This is a genomic window from Stenotrophomonas sp. S49 (genome assembly GCF_016624905.1).
Taxonomy (GTDB): Bacteria; Pseudomonadota; Gammaproteobacteria; order Xanthomonadales; family Xanthomonadaceae; genus Stenotrophomonas.
This window is the reverse complement of the sequence record NZ_JACVUD010000002.1, coordinates 52,384-78,912: the sequence shown is the minus strand read 5'-3', so window position 1 is coordinate 78,912 and position 26,529 is coordinate 52,384. Positions and strand designations below refer to the sequence as shown.

Here is a 26,529-nt window from a genome sequence, read left to right as displayed (position 1 = left end):
ACCGCGTGCACGGTCCAGCCCTGGCTGTCATGCCTGCGGGCGCTTCATGCGGTCATAGACATCATCGGCCTGCACATCCACGTGGTCGACCCGGGTCACCTTGAAGTTCAGGTAAGTGCGCTGGTCCTTGCGCGAGGTATCCAGCGTGGGCGTACCGAAGATGAACACCACACAGGCCTCGCCGCTGGCGGCAAAGCGCTGCAAGCGCTTGATGTGCAGGGCACCCATCTTCGAAGCATTCAGCGCGCTGTTCCAGACCATCGCCGTGGGCGCCTGCGGCGGGTCCAGCACCTGCTCACCCAGCGTATCGACGCGCGTCATGAAGCGGATGCGGAAGCCGTCAGGCGTCTGCGCGATCTTCGCCTTGCCCCAGTACACGCGTGGCTGGCCGGACAGACGGGCCCGGCGCGGCGAGAAATTCTCGAACATGTCGCGGTAGCTCAGCGCCGATGTCGCGCCCGCAGTCAGCGTCTGGGTATCGTCCGTACCGTCCCGGCGTGCCTTCAACCAGCGCGACACCAGCGAGGCCACCGAATAGAAATCGGTGCGACGGCTGCGCAGGCCCGCCGCATCACCGCCACCGCCGCGCGTGCTGCCACTGCCGCCCCCTGCGGCGGGCGCCGCATCACGCACGGTGAAGTAATCGGCCGGCCGCTCGAAAAGGAACCGGTCTGGTGGCGGCGTGCCCACTGCATGGGTCTGGCCCTCGCCTGCGGCGCCCGCGTGCTGCGCTTCGCGCTCGGACGCATACGGACAGCCTTCGGCGTGCGCCGGCCCTTTGTGGAGCACACGGTAATGCGGCTGCACCTGCAGGTTCAGCGCGTCGGTTTCCAGGTTGACGCAGGTATAGCGCGCCGGGCAGCCCTCCTGCGGGCAGGCGAAGGCCCGCCGGTCGTTGATCACCCCCGCCCAGTACAGCTCATAGGCGCGCTCGGCATTGATCACATCGTTGAATTGCTCGCTGTACGCCAGTTCCGTTGCCATCGCCTTCCTGTCCGCTCCGTCAGCGCTGGTGATAGCACTGCACCGCCACGCGCCCAGCGTACCGGGTTTGCATGAACTGGTCCGACAAGCCAGGCACTGATTCCACCGCACCCGGCTCAGCCCCGCGGGCGGGCCACCCGGGTCAGCATCCAGCAGCCATAGCGGCGCGCGAAGGTGTACTGCTCGGCCTGCGCATCGTCGCCCAGGCGTACCTGCTGCCCACCGTCGGCCAGCGGCGTGATGGCCGGGTTAGCACGCAGCGTGGCGCCCCGCAGGCGACGCAGCCGCGCCGGCCCCGCTTCCCGGTGCACTTCGGTAGCCACCGGGCTGCCCTCGCTGGCCACGCCGTAGGCGGGCGTCTCGTACTCCAGCGGATCGGTGGTGTAGCGCATGCGCACCCGGTCATCGGCTGGATCGGTGAAATGGCGCAGGAACTGCGCGAACTCCTGTGCCGGACAACTGGGGTCATCGCCCTCGGCCGGCATCGCCTGCGCATGCCCCGAACCGGCCAGTGCGAGCATCCCCATGCCCAGCAGCCAGCGCCTGAATGTGTGCACGTCCATCGTGCCGTTCTCCCCGAAGCATCCTGGTAAACCTGCGCGCGCCATCCCCTGCACCGCAGGCATACAGGCTAGCAACAAATCGGTTACCCACGCAGCCATGGGCGTTCTACACTGCCACCCCAGATCCAGATGCGGCCACACGGAGGCCCCCATGACCCCCGACCACCCCGATTACACCCTTCACCAGCAGATCCGCCAGGGCGTGGCCGCGCTGGACGAAAAGCATGGCCGCAGCTTCGACACCACCAGTGAAAACCTGACAGCCAGCCTGACCGTGAAGGCCCGCGAACAGGGCCTGGAGCGCGCCGACCACGTGGTGGTGAGCAATGCCACGGCCCAGCACCCGGCCGGGCACAACATCTTCGTGGTGCAGGGCGACCCGGCCAACCCGGCCCATCTGCGCGCCATGCTGCCCACCGCCGAAGCGGCCCAGGTGCCGGCCGAGCAGTCGCTGCAGAAGCTGGGCATTGCCCCGCAGCAGCCGGCCGTGGGTTTGCAGCCGGAACAGCAGAGGCGTGAGCAGGAGCAGCAGCAGAACCCGGGGCAGCGTTTGGGCTGAGGCGTTGTTTACCCGATGGCTGGAAAGTGTTGCGGACTTCCAGACACCATCCGGCCTTCTGGCATAGGCGAACCTGGGGTAGTGGTATCGGGGCTGCGCTACACCATGCGCGGCCCGGACTGTTCCTGCACCTGGCGCTGCTGCACCTCGACCTGCGAGCGTGCCTGCGCGGCTTGCGACAGCTCCTGGGCTCGCTCGAACGACGTTTCCGCGGGTGTCTGTGCAGCTACCGCGGTTGCCATGCTCGCGCGCAGATGTGCGGGGTCACCCGGTTCACCTTGGACGACGAAGATGTTCTGTGCGGCATCGGCCAGCGCCGTGCGGTTGCTCAACAGCACATGATCGACGTGGGTCAGGCCATTGGCCTTGGCCAGGGCGTACAAGCTGGCGCTGATGTTCTCGCTCGTGGCGTCGAACGTGCGGCCGTTCTGTGCGTCCAGCGCGGCTACGCCTTGATTGATCTGCGCCAGCATAGGATCGTTGCGATGGCTGACATCCGCGCCTGCAGCTGCCAGCGCGCGCTCGGGTGACAGCGTGGGCGCGTCGTTCTCAGAAAAGATCTTCTCGCGCCAGTTCTGCGTGGGCATCTCGTTGAAATGCTCCTTGTTCAGATCGCTGTCCGGGAACGGCGGTTTGATCATCTGGATGGGTTTGACGTTGTAAACCGGCTTGATGTCACCTTCGAAATCAATAACACCAAGAACCTTGGAATCATGGATTCCCGCGTGCTTCAGAGAGGCCCAGACGAAGTCGGTGCAGCTGTTTGTGAACGTCTCGTAGTTCTTGGAGAATCCGTACTTCTCCGGATCTTTGGCGAACTCACGGATCCGATCAAACTGATCTTTGCTGATTTCGATGGTGCGGGAATAATAGGGATCTTGGTACTGTCTAGTGTCAGTCTCAACGATGGTCCCTGGGACCGCGACGTCGTGCCACTGGCGCTGATACCCGACAGGCGCCCCTCCCGGCTGGAAGCCATGGCTTATCCGATCATCCCCCGCTGCGGTCTCCATGTACACGTGACCTGAAAGCGACCGCTGCGTGCTGCCGGTCAGCGGCGTTCCTGGTGCAGCAACATAGAGGGTCAGCGTATGCCGTACGTCCTTGTCCATTACTTTGACCTCGCCATGTAGCCAATGAGCAGTTCAACGTTCAAGTTCTTCAGGTCGGATCGGTCTTCAAGCAGCTCGATAGATAGTCTGTATCTGCCAGGCTTTGCATTTGACAGGAAGGCCAGGCTAAGTGGCCTGTAGCGGGACGTCGGGGAGATAAGCCCGGCTGATTCCAGCGGCCACGTTGCGGGGCTCATCGCGACTGCCTGTGGCACAAAGCCCTCCGAGTCCAACGGTACATCCCGACGAATGACGGTGTCATAGCGCGTCAGTGGCAGCAATTCCTCTACGTCTTCATGCTTACCGAACAGGCGCACTTTCGCCAACAGCTTTTTACCGTTGAGCAAACTCTCCGCGCTTGAAACGGCTTCCGCGTCTCCAACAACACGCACGCCAATCCAGACTTCGGCAGTCAGATCTGCTCCAGCCGGCGGCAGCTCAAACTCCAGATCCACAATCGGCCCCGCCTTGTCCAACGCAATCGGGCGGGTCAGCGGAACTACCGTGCGCGCAGCGGCTTCCTCTGCGGTCAGAACCTTCGGCGGGGGCGGTGGTGGCTGGGCAGCGCAGCCAAGCAGCATGTGCAGGGCTATGGCCAGTGCGACGGTGCGCAGGGGCGGCACGGGGGCGATGTGCATCACGGCGTCCATGGGTCAGATCGGCATTCCATCAGGGCCGTGCCAGCGTGTGGCCAGGCCGATGGCCGAATCTTCGCACAGGCTTGTGAACACGCCTGTAAGGCAAATCTGAAAGATGACCTGGGCCACGGTTTTCCCGTGGGCCGGAAAGGAAAAAGGCAGGGTCTGCACCCTGCCTTTCCTGCGGAAAGCCGCCAGGCATGGCCTGGCGCTACCCCATCTTCTCTCGCCAGGCATGGCCTGGCGCTACCCCATCTCCGCTCGCCAGGCATGGCCTGGCGCTACTGCGTTACAGCTGGATGCGGGCGACGCTTTCTTCGCTGCCCTTGGCATCCTTTTCGCCATTCTTGATGCTGACGTACAGCACGTTGTTCTTCGCATCCAGCGCCAGGCTGTTCGGGTGGGTGGGCACGTCGTACGTGGCGACCTTCTGGTAGCTGTTGCTGTCGAAGGCGGTGACCGTACCGCCATCGCGGTTGGTGACGTACAGGCGCTTGCGCGGTGCATCCAGCAGGATGCCGAGCGGGCCGGCATCGGTGGGGATGCTGGCCAGTTCCTTGCCGGTGCTGCGGTCAAGCACCAGCACGCGCTGGCCCGGGTGCTTGCTGGTGAAGCCCTCGCTGCTCTTGGTCATGTAGTTACGGATCATCTCCGAACCCTGGTCGGTCACGAACAGGCGCTTGCCGTCCGGGTCCACCGCGATGTTCATCGGCTGCTCGGCGGCGATCTTGTGCTCGGCCACCACCTTCTTCGAATCGGTGCCCACCACCACCAGATCGGCCAGCAGGTTGCTGGTGTACACGCGCTTGTTGGCTGCATCCAGCGCCAGGCCGGGGGCCTTGGCCTTGCCCAGGCCCGGAATGGTGTCGATCAGCTTCAGTGTGGTGGTATCAACCACGAACAGCACGCTGCCTTCGCCGGAATGACCGGTGACGTACAGGCGGTTGGCCGCGCTGTCGACCACCAGCTCGCGCAGGTCGTGGGTGTAGCCGGCCTTGCCGTCCTTGCCCACCTTCTTTTCCATCAGCTGCACGGTGCCGATGGCCTTGTTCTGCGCGGTGTCGACCACGGTCACCGAGGTGTCCACGGTGTTGCCCACGTACAGGCGGTTGTGGGCATCGTCCAGCACCACACCGAAGGCCTTGCGCTCCAGCGGAATGCGGGTCTGCACGGCCAGCGTGGTCGGGTCCAGGCGCAGCACCTGCGACGGGCCGGCGTTGTCGCCGAAGCCACCGGACGAGGCGACGAACACGGCCTTCTGGCTGGGGCTGTAGGCCAGCTCGTACAGGCCCTGGGCAACGGCCTGGCGCTGCACGGCGGTGGTGGTGCGGGTGGCGGCGGCGGCGTTATCGGCGAAGGCCGACGGCGCGCCCACGCTGAGCGAGATGGCCACGGCCAGTGCGGCCGAGCGGAAAAGCGACAAACGGTTCATGCGAGCATCCTTGAAAGGGCACGGGAGGGTGTCCTGGCTCGCTGGGCCGTACTGCGACGGCCCGCCCCGCATCTGTCTGCGCAGGGTGGGCTGGCTGGGTTAGCAGGCCAATGGTAGCAGGTGGGGCTGGGGCATGGGCCGGGTGCGGCCGGTCGGAGGCCTCAGGCCATGCGCGGGCCTTGCGACTGCTGCAGCTGCTGGTCCTCCTGCACGCGCTGTGCGTCGCGCTGCGGCTGGGCCTGGGCAAGCTGTTCGATGCGCTCGAACGAAGCCGCCACCGGGGTCTGCGCCGCCACATCCGCCGGCAGGCTGGCGCGCAGGTGCGCTGGATCGGCGCGATCGCCCTGCACGATGAACAGGTTGGGCGCTACGTCGCCGCGGCGCTCGCCGAGCAGCACGTCGTCCACGCGGGCGAACTGCTGCTCCTTGGACAGCGCGAGCAGGCTGGCGCTGACGTTGGCGCTGTCTGCGCCGAAGGCATTCATCGCAACGACGCGCTCGTGAATCTGATTCAGGCGAGGGTTATCGGCGTGGCTGGGATCTGCGGGCGTACCGGTCCACGCCAAGGCACCCGCACGGGCGGGATCATTGGCATCGGTGGACCACCGCTGTATCGCGTTGGTCTGCTCGGGCATCGGCTTCCATTCTTCCCGGTCCAGCTCACTGCCTTTCACCTGCGGCCGGATGCTCTGCACCGGCCCGATGTTGTCCAGCACCTTCAAGGTGCCTTCGTACGTCTTGAATTCACCAAAAATGGTGTTGCCGTGGATACCGGCGTGGTTCAAGGCGCCCCAGGCGAAATCCACGCAGGAGTTGGAGGCGAGGTTGTAGTTCTTTACGTCGAAGCCATGCTTGGCGGGATCCTTCGCGAACTCGACGATCTTGTCGTACTGCTCCTGCGTAATCTCGATCGTGCGTTGGTAGCGAGGGTTCTCATACGTACGAAGGTCGTAATCGACAACCTTCCCGAGATCACTGTTACCGGGAATTGGCGTTCGCGTATACCCGAAGCTCTGCTGCGGCTCGCCGGAGCCAACGCGATCAACTGACAGGAACATGTGCCCGACATCGGAGGCGCCAACCTGCTTCCGCTCATTGTTCTCCAACGCCACCAAGGGCGTACCCGGTGCGGCCAGGTGAACGGTCAGGGTGATTCGTTCAGAAGAGTCGTTCTTCATGTTTACTTCCCACGTTGTTGGTAGCCAACCATCACATCAATCTGGAGTCCTTCCAGATCAGGACGATCCTCAAGTAGATCAATCCGCAGGCGATATCGGCCTCGCTCTCCTAGCCCCGCGCTGGCCCACTGCAGTTCGCCATAGCTCAGCTGCTGGGAGTAGAGCCCCGCTTCAGCCAAGGTGCTAACTGCAACATCCGCGGCCCATAACCGCTCACCCACAATGTCCGTTGCCAGCTGCACTTGGCTGCGACCGTCGTCGGAAACTCTCCACAACGGAATGGGCTTGGGCGAAGGGGTATCCAGCCGTTCCAGTACTACACGCGCCTTGAGTCCGTCGCGCTGGATGGCGGCGGTCGCTGCGTGCGCCTCTGCCGGCTCCTTACCCTCGCTTCTGAGTCCGATGATCAACGTTGGGGTGGCGGACCGATCGGGCTCCGCTGCATCAAACGTCGCATCCACGATCCGCCCCGCCTTGTCCAACCGCACGCCGCGGGTGAACGGCACCACGTTACGGGCGTCGGCCTCGACGCGGGTGAGCAGCTTCGGCGCTTGCGGTGACGAACCACTGCCGCAGCCCATCAGCAAGGCAAGCGCCGCAGATGCAACAACAGCACGCACCGCCCGCATCACTGCTCCTTCAACCGCAGCGAATCGGCCACGTCGGTCTGCGCCGCCACTTCGGTGGCAATGCTGGCGCGGCGGTGCCCTGGGTCGTTGCGGTCGCCCTGCACGATGAAGATGCTGCCGGCGGCGGGGCTGTCCTGGGTGGGGCGACTGAGCAGCACGTGGTCCACGCGTGACAGGTTGTTCTGCTTGGCCAGCACCAGCAGGCTGGCGCTGATGCGCTGGCTGGTGTCATCGAAGGTGCGCCCGTGTGCGGCATCCAGCTCGGCCACTTTCTGGATCAGCTGTGCGAACAACCGATGGTCGGGGTGCGAGGGGTCCAGCAGCGTGCCGGCCACTTCAATGGGCGTGGGCGGCGGTTGATCGTCAGGGCGTACCCCCTGGCGATGCAGTTCGGCCTCGCGCTCGGGCATCGGGTGGTGATGCTCGGCGTTCAGATCGCTGTCCGGGAACGGTGCGGCAATGCACTGGATTTCCGGCAGGTTGAACAGCACGGCGAATTCGCCCAGGTCGCTGCCACCATCCAGCGGCGCGGGCAGCGGGTGCAGGCGCGCGTAGTTCAGCGCGGCCCAGACGAAATCGCTGCAACGGTTGATGGTGGCCGGGCGGTCCACGTCGAATTCGAACTCGGCCGGTTCCTCGGCAAAATCGCGCAGGCAGCCGTAATGCTCCTCGGTAATTTCCAGCGTGCGGCTGTAGTACGGGTCCACGTGCTCGTCGGCATCGTCGTGGCGCACCTGTGCGTACTGCACGCCGCTGGCGGTTTCGCCCGGCGACAGCCGCGGTGGCGCGAAGCCGTAGCTGTGGGCCTCGTCACCGGCGGCCACCTGCAGGAACATCTGCCCGCGCGGCGAGCTGCCGCCACTCTTCAGCGGGGTGCCCGGCGCGGCCAGGAATACGGTGACGGTATAGCGTGTTGCCTGCTCCATGCCTGCTTTGCCTTGTTGGGTACTGCGGTCCTGGCCGGATGATCGCACAGGTGGGTGGAGCGGCAGGTGGAGGTGGGGGTGGTGACGCAATTGGCATGCTGAATGTGTGAACCAGCGAACACTGAGGCACGAGAAACACGTCCAGACCATCTTGCGCCAAGCGCCAGCAAGCACCAGCGGCTTTGCCTTGGGCAGTGGAAAAGGATGCCGCCACCGAGCAGCTGCGTCCCTCATCCTTCCAAAACCGCTTGGAGCGTGACAGGCGTCGTGGCGCACGCCGCAGAAGCTGCAATATAGTGCTTCGTACACCGCAAGGAACGGCCGCATGAACCTGCCACCGCCGGGCCGCTGGTTGGCCCTGGCCATCGCCTTGGCAAGCAGCACAGCCTGCAGCAAGGCTCCCTCCAAGGAACCGGAGCACCGGGAAACCCCCATGACCAATACCGCACAGTTCCACACCGTGGACGGCTATACCTACACCACCGCCCCCGTGGAAGCCGCGCTGGGCCCGCACCGCTACGCCTTCCCCGCCAACCTGTACGACGACCAGATGGGTCCGGCGGTGGGCGGCGGCGTCGGCCTCACCCTTCTGTGGCCCGACCTGCAGGCGGCACCGCCGGGCACGCGCGCCTCGCGCAGCATGTCCGACCACCACCGCGCCATCAGCCTGTCGCTGGACTACATCGACGCAGTGCCCATCGCCGAGCTGCTGCCACGCAAGACCAGCACCGAAGCGACCACCGAGGACGGCTCGATCAACCGTGACGACCCACGCCGTCGGCTGGACCTGCGCACCGCCGGCACGCCGCATTTCGGGCTCACCCCGTACGCCATTGATGAAACCCGCATGGCGCAGTTTTCCCAGGCCTATGCCGCGCAGCGCGGCGCGCCGCCAGTGCGCTCGCCCGAAACCGACCAGGAGTGGTACATCGCCCGCGACGCACAGGGCGCGCTGGCAACCTTCATCACCTGCAACCCGCCGCAGGATGGGAACGAGGGCCTGACCGTGCAGGGCACCACGCTGGTGGATGACCCCGATGTGCCGGTGGCCACCTGCCTGCATACCTTCATCGATCCGCAGGATGGGTTGTCGGTGCGCGCGATCTATCCGCGCGTGCTGCTCAAGGACTGGAAGGCCGTCGAGGACGCCACACGCGCCCTGCTGGCCCGCTACAAGCTGCGGTAACCGACCACGGTTCAGGAGGAACGGCACATGGGTGAATTGACCCGCAAGGATCTGGAGATCCTCAAGGAATACGCAGACAGCGGTAACCGCGAGCGCTACTGGAGCTACCTGGCACACAAGGAACAGTCCGACGGCTACGGTCTGCTGGCCCTGGGCGTGGTGCGCAACGACAACCTGCCGGGCCAGGTCGCCAATGCCTACGCGCAGTCGCAGGCCCGCGACCAGCACGAGCGCAACCCGGCCCTGCAGAACCGCAACCTGACCGAGCGCGAGTGGGAGGCCTTCGGCCAGACCTTGCTGCACCGCGACCTGGAACGTCGCCAGCACTGGATGGAGGCCAAGCGCCCCGACCTGGCCTTGAACCTTCCCGGCCGCGATGTGCAGCAGGCGCACGATGAAGCCTTCAAGCGCCACCACCTAGACCCCAACTGCTGGACGCCACGTGTTCTGCTGGAAGCCACGCGCAAGGAACGCGGCGAGGGCAAGGCCGAGGAAGTCTGGAAGGAAATGCTCAACAACGATGTCGGCGGTACCCAGCGCGCGATCAACACGCTGGGTAGCGCGTACCTGGCCATGTCTCCGCTCGGCGCCACTGGCTATATCGGCCGGCTTGGCCTGTACGAAGTCTCGCTGATGGCCGAGGCGCTGCCCAGCAGCGATCCCAACGTCATCGGCTCGCGCAGTTCGTATCACATGTATTCGGAAAAGGAACAGGCCTGGTACCTGCAGGTGCCTGGCAGCATTCCACTGCGCGAGCACAACCCGAAGATCATCGCCTCGCTGGACGACGCCCGTGCCGTGCGCCTGGAGCGCGCGGAGAAGGCAACGCACTTCCACCCCGAGGACAACTACCGCACCCACTTGGATACACCCAAGGTAGTGCTGAACGAGCCACTGGAGCGCGGTGGCCTCGAAACGCAGCTGGCTGCCAACCGCCTCGATCACGCCAACGATCCGGTATACCGGCAGATCCGCGGCCAGGTAGCCAGCCTGCAGGCCGAACACGGCCCGGTGCTGGGCAATGACCCTGATGGCCTGACCGCGCGCCTGACGGTGCTGGCCAAGGAGAACAACCTCAGCCAGGTGGACCACGTGATACTCGGCAAGGCCAGCGGGCCAGGGGGTGCGGGGCAGAATGTGTTCCTGGTGCAGGGCGCGCTGGATGACCCGGCCCACCAGCGTGTAGCGATGTCCGCCGAACAGGCCGTGCAGGCACCGCCCGAGCAGAGCTACCGGCAGCTGGACGCCCTGGCGCAGCGGCAGGTGCAGGATGTGGAGAGCTCCCAGCAGGTGCAGCGGGAAGCGATGCGGATGGCGTGAGCCGTCCGTGGGCCGTGCAGAGGGCAGCGCATGCGCCCTGCACGGCCGACCCGATCAGTCCGGCAGCAGTTCGATCCGCCACTGCTAAAGCAGCGCCTGGATATCCCCGCCTGCATCTCAAGAATCTCCCGAACCCGCCGCTAATGCCGTTCAAGCGCCCGTTCGAGAACCCGATGAGCACCGAATACAGCACGCCGCCGTCCCAGGCCGCCACCGTCAACCCGATGCGTCTGCCCAACACCCTGCACCTCACCCTGGGCGCATTCGCCATGGTGATGGGCCTGGTGCTGCTGCTGGGCGTCAGTAACGCCGAACAGGTACGCGCCATGGGCCTGGGCTCGGTCGGCCGTGCCATGACCGGCCTGACCCTGCTGCTGTTGGGCGGCGTGCATATGGGCGTGGCCATGCGCTACTTCCGCTTCACCGTCCTGCCGGGCGAGGCCGGGCAGATTGCGGTGCCGTCGGGCACCGGCTCGGTCAGCAACCACCTGGTGGGGCTCATCAACGACGGCATCACCGTGCGCCAGCGCCCGGATGATCCGCTGCTGTCCATGCTGTACGGCTTGGTGCCACACCTGATCAACGCGCCGTCGGCCATCCGCTGGCATGCCGAAACCCAGCTGCGCCGCGCCGTGTATCTGGCCGGTGTGCTGGTCAGCTTCGCGCTGGCGTGGGTGTTCGCCCAGCCTGCGGCCTTTGCCTGGATGGCCGGCCTGTACTTCGCGCTGGCCGTGCTGCTGCTGAAGCCCTTCGCCACCTTGGCGGCCATCCGCCGCGGCGCCATGGAAGCGGCCCCCAACACCGTGCCCGCACCGCGCTGGGGGGCGATGGTGGCGCTGCTGCTGGTGTCCATTGCCGGCCCGCTGGCCATCACCTTGTCGCCGGTGCAGGTGCCGACGCCGCCCTTCGCCGTGGCCACCGTCGTGCTGCCCACCATCGCGGTGCTGGGCAGTGCGCTGATCGCCAGCGCGTTGTTCACCGTTTCGCTCATCGCCCAGACCGGCGGCTACAGCGCCTCGGCCGCGCGCCATCTGGTGCGCGAGGATCTGCAGATGCCCGATCTGACCAGCGGCCTGCTGGAGCGCCTGAAGACGCGCATGCCCTACCCCAGCCAGTACTACGCGCAGGACCACGAGGTCAGCAATGATGCCTTCGACGGCCACCTGCTGCTGGAAACCGAACCGCGCGTGCGCGCCGACCAGAGCGCACCGCGCTTGGCCGAAGCGTTCAGTGCCGCCTGGAACTCGGACACGCAGCGACCGCTGCTGGCGCTGGGCCTGTTCGGCCTGGTGCTGGGCCTGGTGGGCGTGGTGTTCGCCTTCCTGTACGCGCGCAGCAGCGGCGCAGCCATGATGGGTCTGATCGCACTGGGCTTCATTTCCTCGGCGCAGTTCGCGCTGGCTTCGGCGCATAAACTGTGGAACCGCGTGGACTTCCAGTCCACCGTGTACCGGGTCAGCTACCGCGGCACCTACCACCGCGCCAAGCGCGTGGCCGGCAATGCCTACGCCGGCAACGGCACGCTGGCCGAGGGCGCCGTGCGCTTCGGGCCGCTGCGGGTGGCGGTCTGCGTGGCCGAAGTGACCTCGGTGGCCTTCACGCGTGGCGGCAAGCGCCACATCACCGCGCTGGACCTGCTGCCGGACGAATCGCGCGCCCTGTTCGGCGTCTTTGAGGACTACAGCCGCGATGCGCAGGATCGGGCCGGCCAGTTCTACCAGCAGGAACACCAGGTGCGTGAGGTGATGAGCCAAGGCGCACGCCCGCCGGAGCTGCCGCAACGCCAGCAGACGGTGGAACAGGTGTAATGCACGGCCCCCGAGGTTCGCTTCGGGGGTTTTCCTTTCGGTGGAAAAGTGTCGCCAGGCGTTACGCTGGCTGGCACTGGAAACGGAGATTCCCGATGTCTCGATTCACTGTGATGCTGGCGCTGGCACTGGCGGCGCTCGCCTGTGGCGCGCCTTTTGCTGCGGCCGGCGCCGAAACGCCCGCTGTTACCACCGAGGTGTTTGTAGAACCCGGTGACAACACCGGCTTCGTGCTGGAACACGCCCCCGCCACGCTGTATGCGCCGCTGCCGCGCCTGCCCGAGGGTGTCCAGGCACCGCCGTTGCCGATAGTCGTGGCGGCCGATGTGGATGCCACCGGTGTGGTGACCGATGTGTTGGTGGAGCTCTCCAGCCGCCTGCGTGACGTGGATCGTGCGGCGTTCAGCACGATCAACCAGTGGCGGTTCGAGCCGGTGGTGATCGATGGCGTTGCAGTTCCGGTGCGGTTGCGGGTGAAGGTGCAGTTCCTGGCGGAAGACTGATAGGCCAGAGCCAGGCGGGAGCTGAGCGCACGCGCCGTGCAAGCGGTCTAGCCCGCACTGGCCGCACGCACCTGTATGTCCTGCTGCACGCGCTCGTCCTCCAGCTGCTGCTGCGCAAGATTGGCCGCTGCACGCTGCGCCGCCTCCTGGCTGACCGCATCGAAGGCCTGCAGCGATTCCTCCACCGGTGTCTGCACCGCCTGCTCGGTGGGCATGTCGGCGCGCCGGTGGGCGGGGTCGGCCGGATCACCCTGCACCACGAACAGCCGGTGGCCAGCGGGATGCTCCGCGGTGGCGTTGCTGACCAGCACGTGGTCCACCCGCTCCAGGTCGTTGTCCTTGGCCAGCACCAGCAGGCTGGCGGCCACCCGCTCGCTGGTTGCATCAAAGCTGCGGCCGTAACGGGCGTCCAGGTCCTGCACGCGCTCGCAGATCTGCTGGTAAAGCGAGTAGTCGGCATGGCCCTGGCGCGTGGGGTTCGTTGTGTCCTCAGGCGCGCCCTGCAGCGGCTCAACAGCGCCGGGCTGGGGCGCAGATGCGGGTGCCGCAGGTTCGGGTACAGCCTCCTCAAGCACCACCTCGGGCGCTGGCGCAGGCTTGACTGCGGGCTGCTCGCCGTCAGGCGCTACGGCGCGATCGACGGCGGGCTGTTCCGCAGTTCCCTCTGGCACAACCTGTGTCGCCTCCGGTTCGTTCTGCAGCGGCGCTGCAGGTTCCATCTGCACGTCCGGCGCAGGGGGCAGGGGCAGTTGGTCTGCGACCACAGTGCTCGCGTGGGCAATGGGCTCGCGTTCTGAGGGCTCGTCCCGCACACGCTGCGCAGTGAAAGGCGCTGCCTCGGCCTGCGTTGGCAGTGACTCAGGCGTAGTGTCGTGGCTCGGCTGCAGCGACGGCTCGGCAGCCACCGGCGTGGAATGCGTGGTAGCGGGACGTTCGGCCTCTACCTGCGCCGCCGGGTGCTGCGCCGCTTCGGTGCGCCGCTCGAGCTCTGCAGCTTCCTCAACCTGCCGGGATGGCTGGGAGGTGCGTGGGTCATCCATCGGCAGCAGTGCATTGGGATCGCGCTCCCGTGTTGGGCCAGCCGGCAGCACCGGTGGCGCAGCTGCAGCCGTCGGCTCAACGGGCGTGGGCGGGCGATGCCGTTCCGCTGCGCGCTGTGCTTCGGCGACGGCGTCGCGCGCGTCGGCAGGTGCGGGATCGTCCGGCCGCGCATGCTGTGCAGCAGCCGACGCCACCTGCCCTGCATCCACCGTAGCCGCGCCCTGCCGATTCGCCTCCTGCAGCGCCTGCTGGTACGCCTCTTGTTCGCGCGGCGACAGTGCGGCAATACGCAGCTCGGGCGACTCGGGTATCGGCGCCTGCTCACCAGCGCGCTCGCGCACTTCACGCCACGCCGCCTGCAGCTCTTCGGTGGTTGTCGTGGCAACCGGCCGGGCCACGCCGTCTTCGCCCACCTGGTAATGGGTGATGGCGCGCGATTCACCCGCGACGCCGTCCACCGCGGGCGCCAATTGCTGCAGTGTGGGCCCATTGATGCCGTGCTGGCTGCGTGTACGCTCCATTGCCAGCTCGATGGCGTCCATCCATTGCGGCGAAGGCGTGATGCCGGCCGAAGCGTATCTATGCCGGACCTCGTTGCGGTTCATCTCCGCATTCGTGGGTGCCGGCCTGGCCTCCAGTTCGGCAAGGCTGCGCTCGAGCGCATCCAGCGATGGCTGCTGGATGGTTCGGGTCAGCTCCAGCTCCAACGCCATGTTGCCCTGGGCCACTACACCCTGGTGCGACCATTGCCCAGCCGCATCGCGGTGATACAGGGTGTTGTCGGACCCAAGAATGGCATCGGGCTTGGCGCGCGCCGCGTCCACGGCGTCCGGCACCAAGGGCACGAAATCACTGGCGCGGCTTGCCGCGCGCGCTTCCAGGTAGCTGGCTGCGATTGCCGCCTTGCCATGCGCGATGTTGTCTTCGATGCGCTGCACGGCCTGCCGGTTCAACTCGGCCGCACGTTCCGGGGTGGCTATCTGGGTTTCGTACACGCCGCGATCGTTGGCCCCCACCACGTCTGTCTTGACCTGTCGGATCCATTGCTCGGTCTGCGGATCGCGCTGCCAGTTCTGGTTGTCCAGACCGTTCACATCCTGCGGGCCAGCGGGAAGGTTGAACGGGTTCTGCGGCTCGGGCGCCTTGCCCAGTGCCAACTCGACCGCACGCACGCTGGCCTTGGCACCCAGCTCACGCGCCTTTTCATAGCTGGCACCCACGCTGAACTCGACAGCGTTGGGCGAACGTTCGGCGGCATTCTCCAGCTTCGCCTGGCGCTGCCAGTTCAGCCCGTCGAACTTCCAAGGCACACCCGCCGCGTCTTCCTGCTGATACACCGCGCGGTTGTCGAGCAGATCGGCGCCCTTGTCGAAGGCCTTGCTCATGAACAGCGCGTCGGCCGCCACCACCGCCGCCGGCACGAAGCTGGAGGTTCCGATGAGCGATGCCGTGGCCATACCGCCCATCCAACCACCGCCACTGCGTGCGAGTGTGTGGTTGAACTCGGACTGGGCGGCTGTGCCATTGCCCTGCTGCAGGTGCTCGGAAATGCGTTGGGTGGTCAGGATGGCGTCCACGCCGGAGGCGAGGAGACCGCCGGAGCGGACGAGCTGGCTGGCGGAGGCTTCGCCTATGAGGAGGTCGAGGGTTACGAAGCCGCCTTGCTGCCTGACCGGCACACGTATGCGCGACGCGGTCTCTTCGCCGAGAGCCGACTCAACTAGCAGAACGCCACCCGGAGACATCTGCAGTCGTCCAGCGCGGTGTGCTTCAGTGATAGCTTCCGATAGGCCACTTCGCTGGAGTTCAATGTTCCCACCACGAATTAACGGCTGTCCCGATGCTTGGAAATGCTGAAGCGTCGTGACAACTCGCTGCTCGCTCGAAGTAACAGCACTCCACTGTCTGGACATGATGGGTGCTTGTTCGTGTACCGCAAGCTGTCCAGCGTACCGAGCCGCATATTCATCTGGCTTTCGATAGAACTGCTGGATCTGTGCTCGCGCTTGGTCCGTGGTCTGCCCTAAGGCCGTGTTCGTACGTAGATCACCATTGACTAGGCCAATCTGTGAAACATCGCTCAGCCGGTGCACCTTCGCCGCAATGCGATCCAGTGCGTCGGAGTCACCGGAAATAGCAGCCCGACCATCCTTGGTTTGCTCTAGCCGCGCCAGATAGTCATCCAACCCCACTCGATAGTCTCTTATCGGACCACCGCTATGAGGAGAGACTCCCAACGCATGGGCAAGGGCTTTGTCGGATGGCATATTGATCAGATTCAGATCCGCGTCTATGTCGAAGCGGCCGGAATTCGTCAACGCCCTTAGCAATCGACTGTTACCCAGAGTTTGGTGCTCAATGGCGTGGTGCTGCTGAAAGCTAGGTACTGTCCGAGGCATTTGAAGGCTCCTTCCTTGCAGCCCGACACAATCAAATATCTGCAGCGTCTATGAATGATATTCCGCTTTCAAACGAATTCCCGGGGACACCCGCAGAACGCACCGCGTCAACGAACGTTCGGTCAGCAATAACAAATGTACTGAAAGGCGTCAGAAAGACATGCGCATCAGCCACAGCTTCCGACCGAAATGTCAGCTTCGCACCTCCAGCAATGGAATAGAACTTCCCGTTCACGAAATCTTCGTCAACCTCGATATCAAGCTTTGAAGCAGACTCGTCCAGCGCATCCAGTTCGCGAACCACATCACAAAGATAGTAGCGAGGACCAATCGCGCCATCAGGCAGACGAACTTCGCACTCAGCGAACTCAAACGCCCCTGGGTCCACCTTATTCATTACGCGGTGCAAGCGTTCCGACACGAGCCAGTAGCCACTGAACCCTCCCTCAAGATCACGGGGCGCGGGACCTTTGGATGCATCAAAGATGATTCTCGGCTTCTCGCGAAGAGCAGGAAATCCGCCTTTCTCGGGGCGAACAATGAGTCGAGGGGGCGTGAGCAACTCCTGCTCATTGTCAAACTCAGCACCTCGAAAGGCACGACGGCTCTCCAGATCAGGGGCAAACAGGTAGTACAGTCCGAGTTCGGGACCATTGAGGCTCATCTGTTCCATTCTCTTGTCCTAGAATTCAATGCGCTGCCGGAAGGGTGGAGTAGCTTACCTCCTCATAGTACTGTCACTATGGGGCGCTCGGTCTCGCACAAGCAAGCGCCCAGGGGCCAGGGATCCAACAGCGCAACGACTACATTTCAGGTGGCTGGCTTTCGTCCTGCCACCCTCCTAATAGTCATCGCTGACAATGATCTTCAACTGCGATGACTCTTCATCCAACGCGTCCAACGTTGTTGCGATGATGGCTCTGCAGGATCACTCCATTGGACTGCATTCTCGCGATCTCCTTCGCAATGACTCTCGTGCGGAATTGCTCGCTGGGCGATCAAAGGCTGGCAGCATCCATCAGCCACACTCCACGCGTGAGGGGAGTGTTTCCAAATCCAGACTCAATCATCGCGTCACGCATGACGCGATCGCAGTACACGTCTGCAGTGAACGGAGTCCTGAACACATGGGATCCAGCTACGACGTCCTTGCGAAAGGCGAGATTGGCGCCACCAGCTATGTCATAGAACTTGCCATTTGGATATCCATCCACGAGCACTTCCACGTTGGATGCTGCCTGATCAATTGCATCCAAGGTGCGAACGACTTCACATAGAAAGTATGAATTGTCCGCAGAGAAATCCGCAGATACAAACGCGCACTTCTTGAACTCGAACCCCTCCGGATCAACTCTTTCAAGTAGATTCTTGAAAGCCTCGGAGACTAGCCAATAGCCTTTGAATCCTCCCTCAAGATCACGGGGCATTTCTCCAATCGAACTGTCATAGCGAAGGCACGGGACATCCCTCAGGCCCGAGAGCCCCCCGCTTCCGGGCGGCAGACTGAGGTGGCGTGCCAGCGGGATGTCCTGTTTGTTCTCCAACACTAATCCTCGTCCGCGGCCACCACCCCTGGTATCCGGCGTTACGAGGTAGAACTCGCCACTCCTCGGCGCGTTGACTTCTTTCACTCTGATCTCCCGATTCGAAGCATTCTCTGCCGTACACACGCCTTGGTGCCCCGGCTTCATCCGCCGCCGATTTCTCCGCCTTCTCGCATACAATTCCGTGCCAAGGCAAATCGCGTGCGCCGGCAACCAACGGCAGCAATGTTTGGACGGCTTCATCCACGATGGCCGGCAACGGCCCCTTTTTACTCGGGGCTGGGCCTTCGGGCAATCGGAATGCAATGAAACCCCATATGGAACGGACCTGCGTCACACCCTGCACCCGCCCTCACGGCGAGGAACCCATCGCCGGCCAGGTCTCCAAGGCACCGGGCTGAGAACTCGAATACAGCCGTGCCCAGCGCAGGGAGGTACTCTGGCCTTGCGGGTGGGGACCACAGCCCCCGGCAAAGGCCAGGACCGTCAAGGAGTTCAACATGCAGACAGCTGATCTTGGCAGCTACGCTCGCGCTGTTCAGCGGAACATTCAGCTGCACGTGGTGAAGCTGCAGGAAGCGAAGAAGGGTTTTGTGCTTCTACCATGTCGCTCGGTGGTCGAAAGCAGCTTGGGTTGGGTCAACCCCTTCAGGCGTCTGGCCCGGGACTACGAGCACCTACCTGAGACATTGGCTGGGCTCCACTTGGTCGTCTTCAGTATCCTGCTGCTGGGAAATGCCGCCAGCCATCTTCAACGTCCATAACACGCTCTAGGTCCCATTCCTTGGCTGATCGATTCTGTTAGCGGATTCGTGCTTCTCAATGAATCCCTCCTGCGCCAATAGTTGCAGGAGAGGATGACTGTCAAACTCAGCTTGCTCAAAAACATGGTGACTTTGCAGAATTGTCATTGAAATCGCCCCTTCCTTGGCAGCAGAAACCAATCTATCGACAGAGATCAGTAGTCAGCTGCATCCTCCAACCAGACCCCGCGCGGATGCTCGCACCCACCAAACCCACTCTCCACAAGGGCATCCCTCATGACTCTGTCGCAGAAGATTCGTCGAGAATGAAGATCCATGAAGAGATGCGATCCACGGGTAACATCCTTATGGAACGCAAGACGCGCCCCGCCTGCGAGGCTGTAGTACTTGCCACCAGGGTAGCCGGTGCGCACGTTGACCTCTGACGCAGCTTCATCAATGGCATCGAGCGTCCTCACCACCTCGCAGAGAAAGCGCGCCTCTCCCTCCTGATCACTATCCTGGACGTACTCGCAGCGAGCGAAGGAAACCGCGTCCGGATCTACAGATTCAAGCACCCGCTTCAACGACTCAGATACCAGCCAATAGCCTTTGAGCCCGCCCTGCAGGTCGAGAGGCAGTTCGCCCTTGCTGACGTCGAAGCGCAATTGCGGCATGACCGCCAGCGCTTTGAGCCCACCACTACCCGCAGGCAAGCTCAGAGCCTCAGCGAGTGGAACATCATCGGCATTGCTCAGCGTGATCCCGTGACCGCGTGCGCCTCCCCGGGTGTCTGGGTCGATCAGATAGAACTCGCCCTTCTTGGACGCATGCTGATTGGCCATTCTCCGTCTCTCACGTCTGTCACCGCAGTTACACTGCGTATCCTCTCTGAAATAGGCTGCCGTCAGAGCTCGGCGAGCCCCTAGCCGCCCCATTGGACCGCGCTCCCTCAATCCAAGCGCCTGCGATACCAGCCAGTAGCCCTTGAAGCCGCCATGCAGATCCGAAGGCATGTCACCGATCAGGCAATCGTACCGAAGCCTGGGAACCGCCTTCAGCGAAGCCAGTCCACCGCTTCCAGCCGGATCGCCCATGAATTCATGGCCAGGGGATCTCATCCTCATTGTCCAACTCAACCCCGTGCCCCCGACCAGGCGCGCCGATATCGGGGCTGAGCACATAGAACATGCCTTTAGGCGGGTCAACCTTACTCATGTCTACCTCTTTCATCCTCGAGCTACTTTGCTGGGACGAACGCGAGCCAAATCTTGCCTGCAGGCGTCGCATGCTGGCAGGGCCGTTCTGTAGAAGACATTGGCAACCCCAGGGCAACTACTACATTTCAGCTGGCTGGCTTTCGTTCCGATGCTCCCTGGGGCAACAGCCGTGCGTTCGCTGCTCAACGAACCCTCCAATGTCAGCCGGTCACCCCGTCATGGAACCAGACCCCGTTTGAAGAGCTCTTGGTGACTATTCCGGCGGCTTCCACCGCCTCCTTGAAGACACGATCACAGAACACACCTTCGTAGTACGGGAGGCGAAACACGTGTGCATCGCCAATGACCTCCCGTTTGAACGCCAAACGCACATCGCCGGTAAGTCCATAGTACTTACCCTCTTCGTAGTCATCGCTGACAATGATCTTCAACTGAGATGACTCTTCGTCCAGCGCGTCCAACGTTCTTACAACGTCACATAGAAAGTACGAATCTCCGCTTGCTCCGTCGGCGAAGCGGTAATCGGTTTCGTTGAACGCAAATGCCGCGGGATCCACCGTCTCCATGACATGTCGAAGCCGTGCTGAGACAAGCCAATACCCACTCATGCCTGCCTCAAGATCCTGAGGTGGCCACCCCTCCTTCTCGTAGTACACAAGACGGGGAACTTCGCGGAGAGCCGGGAAGCCACCGCTATCCGGACGCAGCAGAAACTTTGGAGGCGTCTTGAGTTCCGATTCATTCACAAAAATCACGCCATGCCCCTTGCCGCGACGCCTTGCATCTGGCCGCAACTCGAAGTACTCGCCCTTCTTCGGAATATTCGATGTCATGAGGAGCTGTCCTAGCGAATGATCGAGAGCTCGCAGTCATCGACTGCAGAGGACAAGGCTGCCAGATTTCCAGGCGAGCGCCTAAGCAGAAGCGTGCGCAGGCCTGGGAGGTTCTCAAACACCACACCCTGTCGCCTTCCCCGTCGGCTGGCATCCGGCATCAGTAGGACGAACTCGCACCACTCAGGATGACTCATGCGCGAAGGCTCCATTCCATGCAGATCATCATTCATTCCCGCTCCACGATGATCAGATGCGTGCTGCATCGATGAAGGAGATCCCGCTCAGCCTTGTGGCCTTGGGAATCCCCGCCGCCCGGATGGCGTCGACGAAGCGGCGGTCGGCGATGACAAACGTACTGAACGGCGTAAGGAACACGTGTGCGCCGCTCAGGGCGCTCCTGTTGAACGCCAGGCTCGCCCCACCGGTGATCGAGTAGAACTTTCCATTCACGAAGTCGTCGTCCACCTCTATGTCCAGCCGGGATCTGTCCTCATCGAGTGCGTCCAACTCCCGCACGGCATCGCATAGGAAGTAACGCGGTCCCCGCGCGCCGTTCGGCATGCGGATCTCACACTCCACAAATGCAAACGCTTCCGGGTCGACCGCGCACATGGCATTGCGTAGACGCTCGGAGACAAGCCAATAGCCATCGAAGCCACCCTCCAGGTCGCGCGGCGTGGGCCCTAGAGATGCATCAAAGATGATGCGCGGCGTCTCGCGCAACTCGGGAAAGCCACCATCCTCCGGACGCAGGATGAGTCGGGGCGGCGTAAGCAGCGCCTGCACATTGTCGAAGACGGCACCTCGAAAAGGACGATTCGTCTCCAGATCAGGCGCGAAGAGGAAGTACTCTCCCGTCTCGGCCAGGCCATTGTCTGTGGGCTCCATCGCGTGCCTCCTTGGCATCCCTGTAGCGCTGCAACTCGCTTCTATACGGCCAGCACCAGATCCCCATTGATCAGCGCTACTTTCACAATGTCCTGCAAGTCCCTCACAGCGCCCACTGCCCGTGCAACCGCGGCCGCCTCGACAGGCAGGTAGAGCCGATCCTGCGAGGCATTCATATCGAAGGCTCCGGCCACGTCCAGACGCCGAAGCAATGGGCTGCCAGCAACGATGGTCGGCCCAATGATCAGCTGCAGGTCGAACAGCCCTTCCCGTTCATCACTATTGGACATGCTTCTCCCTTCCAATGGGCACCCGGCAAGATGGCCAGCAACGGCCTCTTTTTACTCGGGGCTGGGCCTTCGGACAATCGGAATGCAATGAAACCCCATATGGAACGGACCTGCATCACACCCTGCGCCCGCCACGGCGGGGAACCCATCACCAGGCCAGGTCTCCAAGTAACCGGCCTGAGAACTCGAACACACCCCTGTCCAGCGCCGGAAGGTACTCTGGCCTCGCGGATGGGGCCAAGAGCCCCCGGCAAAGTCCAGGAATTTCAAGGAGTTCAAAATGCAAGGAAGACAACTGATATGGGCCGCTGCCCTCGCGCTGTTCTGCGGAACAACCCATGCCCAGACCTCCGCTGCCGCTGCAGATTTGGACGCGGAAATGGAGATCGTTACCCGCAACTACATCACTGAAAACCCCAGCGTTTCGATCGATGACGCCATCACACGGCTCGCTATCCAGGGCGAACTCAATCCCACGTTCGAAGCGCTCAGGAACGAGTTCGCGGACCGCCTGTCCTCCCTTTCGTTGCGGCATGCACCCGATCAGCACATCTTCGTGGAACTGACCGGAACCGAGCCGGTGCCCAACCGGGTAGTGAAGACCGAAAGCGGAAGCACGCGCGTGGTGTTCGAGACCGGGAACGTGCACACGGAAGCGGAGTTCAGTCGGATACTGGAACGGAATAACCCGCTGATCTTCAGCTCGATTCCTGGGTTGACAGGCATCTCGGGCTTTCCCGGCGAAAACCGCGTGCTGATCATGATCGAGGGCGATGCGGAGATGGCCAGAAGCCTGGACCCGCAGGTGAGGCAGTTGGCGCGCGCCATGGGGCTCCAGGTCGACATTGAGCCCAACCACGGCAGGTCACGCAATCTCACCACTGTGCCTGGAAGCTGAGAGCCGAACCGGCGGGCTGCTCCGGTCACCGTTACCTGTCGTTCGCCCTGAAAACACGCTGCTGACGGAGCGGCGGCCGCAAAGCCCCCCGCCGCTCCTGACATCCCCATCACCCGCTTTCACGCCGCTGGAATCGCGGCCTGCGCACGATCAGTCACACCCCCAAGCAGACCCCAGCGATGGCTTCCAAAGCCTCGCCATCTGATCCTGATGCAGCAACTCGCCCCCGATTTCTGGAACCTGCGCGGCACCTTCAAGGTCGCCGGGCTGCTCGACGTAGGTACGCAGCTTTCCGTACTCCGCCGCAGCAATGGCCGCTTCGTGGTGCTGGACAGCTACACCCCCAGTGACGCCCAGCGCCAGGCCCTGCTCGGCCTTACCGCCGGCGGCACATTGGTGGACGCGATCATCAACGTGCATCCGTTCCATACCCTGCACTGCGAGCCGTTGCACCGGCTGCTGCCCGCTGCCCGCCTGATCGGCACCCGCCGTCATCTGCAGCGGGCGCCGCACCTGCCGTGGGATCCGCACGTGATCGAGGACGTGGCCACCCAGGCCGACTTTGCCGACGACCTGGATTTCTCCATTCCCGCCGGCCTGGATCTGGTGCCGGCCAATGACAGCGTGCACGCCGGTTCGGTGCTGGTCCGCCACCGCCACAGCGGCATTGTCCACGTGGATGACACGCTGAACGTGCTGGCAGCGCCCGGCATGCTGGGCAGGTGGCTGCCGCAGTCGCGCCTGAAGTTCCACCCCACGCTGCCGCGTGCGCTGCAGGCCCGCGCCGGTGCCGCTGATGCGTTTGATCGCTGGGCCCGCGCATTGGCCGAGCGCTGGGCCGGAACCCCGTTCGTCTGTGCCGCCCATTCGGCGGTGCGCGAGCTGCCCGCCCATGGCTGGCGCGACGAAATGCTGAAGGCCCTGCACAACCTGCAGGGCGCGCTGCACCGCCATCGCCGTCGCTACGGCTGACGCCGCTACTACCCTCGCCCTCCCTTCCCCAAGACAAGGTGGACCTGACCATGACCAAGCAACAGCTCACGACCATCAACCCGCTTACCGAACAGGTGCTGGATACCTACGCCTACATGTCCGACGCGCAGGCAGCGGACACCGTAAAGGCCTGCCACGAGGCTTTCCTGCAGTGGCGCCTGCGCAGTCTGGAAGAACGCGCCGCGGTGGTGGCCGCCATTGCCCGCAAGCTGGAAGAGAAGAAGGAAGCCTTCGCCCAGCTGATGACCAACGAAGTAGGCAAGCTGATCGGTGACAGCCGCAGCGAGGTGGATCTGTGCGTGGCCATCTGCAAGTACACCGCCGAGCAGGGTCCGGCGGTGCTGGCCGATGACGAGCGCCCCTCGGCCAATGGCGTAGGCATCGTGACCCACTCGCCCATCGGCGTGGTGTACGGCATCCAGCCGTGGAATTTCCCGGCCTACCAGGCGGTGCGTTACTCCATTGCCAGCCTGATGGCCGGCAACGGCGTGCTGCTGAAACATGCCGAAAGCTGCACCGGCAGCGGCCTGTTCCTGCGCGATCTGTACGAGGAAGCCGGCCTGCCCAAGGGGCTGTTCGGCGTGCTGCTGATCAGCCACGACCAGTCCGATGCCGTCATCGACCACGACCTGGTGCGCGCGGTAACCCTTACCGGCAGTGAAAACGCGGGGCGCACCGTGGCCGAGAAGGCAGGTAAGGCACTGAAGAAGACCATGCTCGAACTCGGCTCCAACGATGCCTATCTGGTGCTGGACGACGCTGACCTGGAACTGGCGGTGAAGACCTGCGTGAAGGGGCGCCTGTTCAACAACGGCCAGACCTGCGTCAATGCCAAGCGCTTCATCGTGACCGAGAAAAACTACGACGCGTTTGTTGAGGCATACGCAAAGCAGTTCGAGCAGATCCGCATGGGCGACCCGAATGACGGCAAGACCCAGCTCGGCCCGATGGTATCCAAGGCCCAGCGTGACACCCTGCATGAGCAGGTCAGCAAGAGCGTTGCCCAGGGCGCGCGGCTGGTGGTGGGTGGCGAAGTGCCGGCCAGGACAGGCTGGTTCTACCCGGCCACGGTGCTGGCCGATGTGGCGCCGGGCCAGGTGGCGTATGAGGACGAACTGTTTGGGCCCGCTGCAGCCATCATCAAGGCCAAGGACGATGATGACGCCATGCGTATTGCCAACGACAGCCGCTACGGGCTGGGCGGCGGCATCTTCAGCCGCGATGTGAAGCGCGCGCGCGAGCTGGCCACCACGTACTTCGATACCGGCATGGTCTGCATCAATGGCTTCAACGTGGCCGGCCCCACCCTGCCCTTCGGCGGGGTGAAGGCATCGGGCTACGGGCGTGAACATGGGCCTGAGGGGCTGAAGGAGTTCGTCAACATCAAGTCGATTACGCTGCCGGCGGCCCCATGAGCACGCCCCTGCACTGTGATGTGGCGGTGATCGGCGCCGGCACGGCCGGTCTGGCAGCAGAGCGGGCCGCGCGCCGTAATGGAGCTTCCACGTTGCTGATCGATCCGCACTTCAGCGGCACCACCTGCGCCAACGTCGGTTGCATGCCTTCCAAGCTGTTGCTGGCGGCTGCCAGGCAGGCCGAGCGCGTGCGCCGTTCAGACCTGTTCGGCATCCGCGTGGAGGGCATGACGATTGATGACGTGGCAGTGATGCGGCGCGTGCGTGAGGAGCGTGATCGCTTTGCAGCACTCACCCGCAAGCAGATCGAAAAACTGGACCCTGCTACGCGGTTGACCGGTCGTGCGCGGTTTGCCGCGCCGACCACGCTGGAACTGCACGACGGCCGACGCATTGAGGCACGCGCCATCGTCATCGCTACCGGCTCCGCGCCTGCCTTGCCGCCGCCCTTTGAAGCACTGGGCGACCGCGTGCTGACCAACGAGAGCCTGTTCGAACTGAAGCAGCTCCCCAAGCGCGTAGCGGTGGTGGGTGCCGGCTCGCTGGGGCTGGAATTCGCCCAGGCTCTGGCCCGGCTGGGCGTGCAGGTAACGCTGCTGAGCAAGGAGACAACGCTGGCCAAGGTGCGCTGCCCGCGTGTGCACGATGCACTACTGGCGGTGCTGAAGCGCGATATGGAGGTTCACCTCGGTGTGGACGTGGCCCCCCAGCGATGCGATGAAGGCGTACGCGTGCGCTGGAGCGGCAAGGACGCAGCAGATGGCAGCGTGCAGGTGGACTACGTTGTGGCTGCACTGGGCCGCCCGCCCAACCTGGACGACGTGGCGCTGGACAAGGCACAACTGGCACTCGACAAGCACGGCGTGCCCTGCCACGACCGCGAGACGATGCGCTGCGGTGACAGCGCGGTGTTCCTCGCCGGCGACGCCGCCGCCGACCTGCCTCTGCTGCATGAGGCCTCGAGCGATGGCGCCATTGCTGGGCGCAACGCCGCGGCGATGCCAGCGAAGATCATGGTGAAGCGCCACGTTCCGCTGAGCATCACATTCACCGACCCGCCGGTTGCCAGCATCGGTCAATCCGAGGACGAGGGCGCCGTGACCGGCACAGCCGATTTTGATGACCAGGGCCGCGCGCGCGTGGAGGGTGTCAACGAGGGCACCCTGACCCTGTATGCGGCGGCCCCCGAGGGCACGCTGATTGGTGCCGACTTGGTGGCGCCAGCAGGCGAGCACCTGGCGCACCTGCTGGCATGGGCCGTTGAAACCGGCTGCACCGCAAGCCGACTGCTGGAGCTGCCGTTCTACCACCCGACGATGGAGGAAGGCTTGAAGCAGGCCCTGCGCAGTATCTGCGCGGCGACGCCGATTGAGTTGCCGGCGGACCATGATGCGGGGGCGCCAGCGGGGGGATAAGCGGCGAGC

25 protein-coding genes and 1 pseudogene are annotated in these 26,529 nt (G+C 63.9%); 10 read left to right on the top strand and 16 right to left on the bottom strand.

Annotated features, from left to right (window positions below):
* Window positions 1-27: 27 nt before the first annotated feature.
* Together IAE58_RS00900 and IAE58_RS00895 are read right to left on the bottom strand one after the other, a co-directional pair.
* Complete coding sequence (locus IAE58_RS00900) at window positions 28-984, bottom strand: hypothetical protein (protein WP_199932457.1); 957 nt, start codon at window positions 982-984, stop codon at window positions 28-30.
* A gap of 116 nt (window positions 985-1,100) precedes the next feature.
* On the bottom strand, window positions 1,101-1,547 hold the full coding sequence (locus tag IAE58_RS00895) for a hypothetical protein (RefSeq protein WP_199932456.1): 447 nt from the start codon (window positions 1,545-1,547) through the stop codon (window positions 1,101-1,103).
* 151 nt (window positions 1,548-1,698) lie between these two features.
* On the opposite strand from IAE58_RS00895, the gene IAE58_RS00890 reads away from it, so the two are divergent.
* Window positions 1,699-2,106: an XVIPCD domain-containing protein gene (locus tag IAE58_RS00890; RefSeq protein WP_233614541.1), complete on the top strand. Its 408-nt coding sequence runs from the start codon at window positions 1,699-1,701 to the stop codon at window positions 2,104-2,106.
* A 98-nt stretch (window positions 2,107-2,204) separates the two neighbouring features.
* Here the strand turns inward: IAE58_RS00890 and IAE58_RS00885 are convergent, their stop codons facing one another.
* The 7 genes from IAE58_RS00885 to IAE58_RS00855 form a co-directional block, all read right to left on the bottom strand.
* On the bottom strand, window positions 2,205-3,218 hold the full coding sequence (locus IAE58_RS00885; protein WP_199932454.1) for an XVIPCD domain-containing protein: 1,014 nt from the start codon (window positions 3,216-3,218) through the stop codon (window positions 2,205-2,207).
* Complete coding sequence (locus IAE58_RS00880) at window positions 3,218-3,856, bottom strand: hypothetical protein (RefSeq protein WP_199932453.1); 639 nt, start codon at window positions 3,854-3,856, stop codon at window positions 3,218-3,220. Before IAE58_RS00880 ends, IAE58_RS00885 begins: the two co-directional genes overlap by 1 nt.
* Window positions 3,857-3,871: 15 nt before the next feature.
* On the bottom strand, window positions 3,872-4,027 hold the full coding sequence (locus IAE58_RS00875; RefSeq protein WP_199932452.1) for a hypothetical protein: 156 nt from the start codon (window positions 4,025-4,027) through the stop codon (window positions 3,872-3,874).
* A 118-nt stretch (window positions 4,028-4,145) separates the two neighbouring features.
* Complete coding sequence (locus IAE58_RS00870) at window positions 4,146-5,288, bottom strand: YncE family protein (RefSeq protein WP_164270589.1); 1,143 nt, start codon at window positions 5,286-5,288, stop codon at window positions 4,146-4,148.
* Between the two features lie 161 nt (window positions 5,289-5,449).
* On the bottom strand, window positions 5,450-6,466 hold the full coding sequence (locus IAE58_RS00865) for an XVIPCD domain-containing protein (RefSeq protein ID WP_199932451.1): 1,017 nt from the start codon (window positions 6,464-6,466) through the stop codon (window positions 5,450-5,452).
* Window positions 6,467-6,468: 2 nt separating this feature from the next.
* Window positions 6,469-7,095 carry a hypothetical protein gene (locus IAE58_RS00860; RefSeq protein WP_199932450.1) on the bottom strand — a complete coding sequence of 209 codons (627 nt, stop codon included), beginning with the start codon at window positions 7,093-7,095 and terminating at the stop codon, window positions 6,469-6,471.
* A complete protein-coding gene (locus IAE58_RS00855) occupies window positions 7,095-8,021 on the bottom strand; it encodes an XVIPCD domain-containing protein (protein WP_199932449.1) in 927 nt (308 codons plus the stop codon). Before IAE58_RS00855 ends, IAE58_RS00860 begins: the two co-directional genes overlap by 1 nt.
* Window positions 8,022-8,346: 325 nt before the next feature.
* Between IAE58_RS00855 and IAE58_RS00850 the strand changes: the two genes are divergently transcribed.
* The 4 genes from IAE58_RS00850 (at window position 8,347) to IAE58_RS00835 (ending at window position 12,838) form a co-directional block, all read left to right on the top strand.
* Window positions 8,347-9,207 (top strand): hypothetical protein, encoded by an 861-nt coding sequence (locus tag IAE58_RS00850; protein WP_199932448.1) that lies wholly within the window; start codon window positions 8,347-8,349, stop codon window positions 9,205-9,207.
* 27 nt (window positions 9,208-9,234) lie between these two features.
* The gene (locus tag IAE58_RS00845) at window positions 9,235-10,527 is read left to right on the top strand and encodes an XVIPCD domain-containing protein (RefSeq protein ID WP_199932447.1); all 1,293 of its coding nucleotides are present in this window, start codon (window positions 9,235-9,237) and stop codon (window positions 10,525-10,527) included.
* A 143-nt stretch (window positions 10,528-10,670) separates the two neighbouring features.
* Window positions 10,671-12,335 carry a hypothetical protein gene (locus tag IAE58_RS00840; RefSeq protein ID WP_199932446.1) on the top strand — a complete coding sequence of 555 codons (1,665 nt, stop codon included), beginning with the start codon at window positions 10,671-10,673 and terminating at the stop codon, window positions 12,333-12,335.
* Between the two features lie 95 nt (window positions 12,336-12,430).
* On the top strand, window positions 12,431-12,838 hold the full coding sequence (locus IAE58_RS00835; protein ID WP_199932445.1) for a TonB family protein: 408 nt from the start codon (window positions 12,431-12,433) through the stop codon (window positions 12,836-12,838).
* 47 nt (window positions 12,839-12,885) lie between these two features.
* On the opposite strand, the gene IAE58_RS00830 is transcribed toward IAE58_RS00835, so the two are convergent.
* The 3 genes from IAE58_RS00830 to IAE58_RS00820 all read right to left on the bottom strand — a co-directional run bounded on the left by IAE58_RS00830 (window position 12,886) and on the right by IAE58_RS00820 (window position 17,909).
* Window positions 12,886-16,065, bottom strand: coding sequence for an XVIPCD domain-containing protein (locus tag IAE58_RS00830; RefSeq protein WP_199932444.1), 3,180 nt, complete (start codon window positions 16,063-16,065; stop codon window positions 12,886-12,888).
* Window positions 16,066-16,309: 244 nt separating this feature from the next.
* Window positions 16,310-16,951 (bottom strand): DUF1629 domain-containing protein, encoded by a 642-nt coding sequence (locus tag IAE58_RS00825; protein ID WP_199932443.1) that lies wholly within the window; start codon window positions 16,949-16,951, stop codon window positions 16,310-16,312.
* Window positions 16,952-17,276: 325 nt separating this feature from the next.
* Window positions 17,277-17,909, bottom strand: coding sequence for a DUF1629 domain-containing protein (locus tag IAE58_RS00820; RefSeq protein WP_325166809.1), 633 nt, complete (start codon window positions 17,907-17,909; stop codon window positions 17,277-17,279).
* A 461-nt stretch (window positions 17,910-18,370) separates the two neighbouring features.
* On the opposite strand from IAE58_RS00820, the pseudogene IAE58_RS00815 reads away from it, so the two are divergent.
* Window positions 18,371-18,586: pseudogene (locus tag IAE58_RS00815) on the top strand (IS5/IS1182 family transposase); the annotation flags it as partial.
* Window positions 18,587-18,780: 194 nt separating this feature from the next.
* On the opposite strand, the gene IAE58_RS00810 reads toward IAE58_RS00815, so the two are convergent.
* The 4 genes from IAE58_RS00810 to IAE58_RS00795 all read right to left on the bottom strand — a co-directional run bounded on the left by IAE58_RS00810 (window position 18,781) and on the right by IAE58_RS00795 (window position 21,799).
* A complete protein-coding gene (locus IAE58_RS00810; protein WP_233614537.1) occupies window positions 18,781-19,410 on the bottom strand; it encodes a DUF1629 domain-containing protein in 630 nt (209 codons plus the stop codon).
* 575 nt (window positions 19,411-19,985) lie between these two features.
* Window positions 19,986-20,618 (bottom strand): DUF1629 domain-containing protein, encoded by a 633-nt coding sequence (locus IAE58_RS00805; protein WP_199932440.1) that lies wholly within the window; start codon window positions 20,616-20,618, stop codon window positions 19,986-19,988.
* Window positions 20,619-20,867: 249 nt separating this feature from the next.
* Entirely contained in the window at window positions 20,868-21,509 is a 642-nt protein-coding gene (locus IAE58_RS00800) for a DUF1629 domain-containing protein (RefSeq protein WP_199932439.1), read from the bottom strand.
* A gap of 41 nt (window positions 21,510-21,550) precedes the next feature.
* Window positions 21,551-21,799: a hypothetical protein gene (locus IAE58_RS00795; RefSeq protein WP_199932438.1), complete on the bottom strand. Its 249-nt coding sequence runs from the start codon at window positions 21,797-21,799 to the stop codon at window positions 21,551-21,553.
* Between the two features lie 280 nt (window positions 21,800-22,079).
* Here IAE58_RS00795 and IAE58_RS00790 point away from each other — a divergent pair, with 280 nt between their 5' ends.
* The 4 genes from IAE58_RS00790 (at window position 22,080) to IAE58_RS00775 (ending at window position 26,520) form a co-directional block, all read left to right on the top strand.
* Window positions 22,080-22,697, top strand: a complete 618-nt coding sequence (locus IAE58_RS00790) for a hypothetical protein (protein ID WP_199932437.1) — start codon at window positions 22,080-22,082, stop codon at window positions 22,695-22,697.
* Window positions 22,698-22,907: 210 nt separating this feature from the next.
* Complete coding sequence (locus tag IAE58_RS00785) at window positions 22,908-23,669, top strand: hypothetical protein (protein ID WP_199932436.1); 762 nt, start codon at window positions 22,908-22,910, stop codon at window positions 23,667-23,669.
* A 50-nt stretch (window positions 23,670-23,719) separates the two neighbouring features.
* Window positions 23,720-25,105, top strand: coding sequence for an NAD-dependent succinate-semialdehyde dehydrogenase (locus IAE58_RS00780; RefSeq protein ID WP_199932435.1), 1,386 nt, complete (start codon window positions 23,720-23,722; stop codon window positions 25,103-25,105).
* Window positions 25,102-26,520 (top strand): dihydrolipoyl dehydrogenase, encoded by a 1,419-nt coding sequence (locus IAE58_RS00775; RefSeq protein ID WP_199932434.1) that lies wholly within the window; start codon window positions 25,102-25,104, stop codon window positions 26,518-26,520. Before IAE58_RS00780 ends, IAE58_RS00775 begins: the two co-directional genes overlap by 4 nt.
* Window positions 26,521-26,529: the final 9 nt, after the last annotated feature.

Coding starts and splice junctions, on each gene's coding strand:
- IAE58_RS00775 (WP_199932434.1), top strand. CDS start 25,102: ATGAGCACGCCCCTGCACTGTGATGTGGCGGTGATCGGCGCCGGCACG.
- IAE58_RS00870 (WP_164270589.1), bottom strand. CDS start 5,288: ATGAACCGTTTGTCGCTTTTCCGCTCGGCCGCACTGGCCGTGGCCATC.
- IAE58_RS00895 (WP_199932456.1), bottom strand. CDS start 1,547: ATGGACGTGCACACATTCAGGCGCTGGCTGCTGGGCATGGGGATGCTC.
- IAE58_RS00850 (WP_199932448.1), top strand. CDS start 8,347: ATGAACCTGCCACCGCCGGGCCGCTGGTTGGCCCTGGCCATCGCCTTG.
- IAE58_RS00865 (WP_199932451.1), bottom strand. CDS start 6,466: ATGAAGAACGACTCTTCTGAACGAATCACCCTGACCGTTCACCTGGCC.
- IAE58_RS00810 (WP_233614537.1), bottom strand. CDS start 19,410: ATGGCCAATCAGCATGCGTCCAAGAAGGGCGAGTTCTATCTGATCGAC.
- IAE58_RS00790 (WP_199932437.1), top strand. CDS start 22,080: ATGCAAGGAAGACAACTGATATGGGCCGCTGCCCTCGCGCTGTTCTGC.
- IAE58_RS00885 (WP_199932454.1), bottom strand. CDS start 3,218: ATGGACAAGGACGTACGGCATACGCTGACCCTCTATGTTGCTGCACCA.
- IAE58_RS00855 (WP_199932449.1), bottom strand. CDS start 8,021: ATGGAGCAGGCAACACGCTATACCGTCACCGTATTCCTGGCCGCGCCG.
- IAE58_RS00795 (WP_199932438.1), bottom strand. CDS start 21,799: ATGTCCAATAGTGATGAACGGGAAGGGCTGTTCGACCTGCAGCTGATC.
- IAE58_RS00825 (WP_199932443.1), bottom strand. CDS start 16,951: ATGGAACAGATGAGCCTCAATGGTCCCGAACTCGGACTGTACTACCTG.
- IAE58_RS00880 (WP_199932453.1), bottom strand. CDS start 3,856: ATGCACATCGCCCCCGTGCCGCCCCTGCGCACCGTCGCACTGGCCATA.
- IAE58_RS00860 (WP_199932450.1), bottom strand. CDS start 7,095: ATGCGGGCGGTGCGTGCTGTTGTTGCATCTGCGGCGCTTGCCTTGCTG.
- IAE58_RS00835 (WP_199932445.1), top strand. CDS start 12,431: ATGTCTCGATTCACTGTGATGCTGGCGCTGGCACTGGCGGCGCTCGCC.
- IAE58_RS00805 (WP_199932440.1), bottom strand. CDS start 20,618: ATGACATCGAATATTCCGAAGAAGGGCGAGTACTTCGAGTTGCGGCCA.
- IAE58_RS00900 (WP_199932457.1), bottom strand. CDS start 984: ATGGCAACGGAACTGGCGTACAGCGAGCAATTCAACGATGTGATCAAT.
- IAE58_RS00840 (WP_199932446.1), top strand. CDS start 10,671: ATGCCGTTCAAGCGCCCGTTCGAGAACCCGATGAGCACCGAATACAGC.
- IAE58_RS00800 (WP_199932439.1), bottom strand. CDS start 21,509: ATGGAGCCCACAGACAATGGCCTGGCCGAGACGGGAGAGTACTTCCTC.
- IAE58_RS00780 (WP_199932435.1), top strand. CDS start 23,720: ATGACCAAGCAACAGCTCACGACCATCAACCCGCTTACCGAACAGGTG.
- IAE58_RS00845 (WP_199932447.1), top strand. CDS start 9,235: ATGGGTGAATTGACCCGCAAGGATCTGGAGATCCTCAAGGAATACGCA.
- IAE58_RS00890 (WP_233614541.1), top strand. CDS start 1,699: ATGACCCCCGACCACCCCGATTACACCCTTCACCAGCAGATCCGCCAG.
- IAE58_RS00785 (WP_199932436.1), top strand. CDS start 22,908: ATGCAGCAACTCGCCCCCGATTTCTGGAACCTGCGCGGCACCTTCAAG.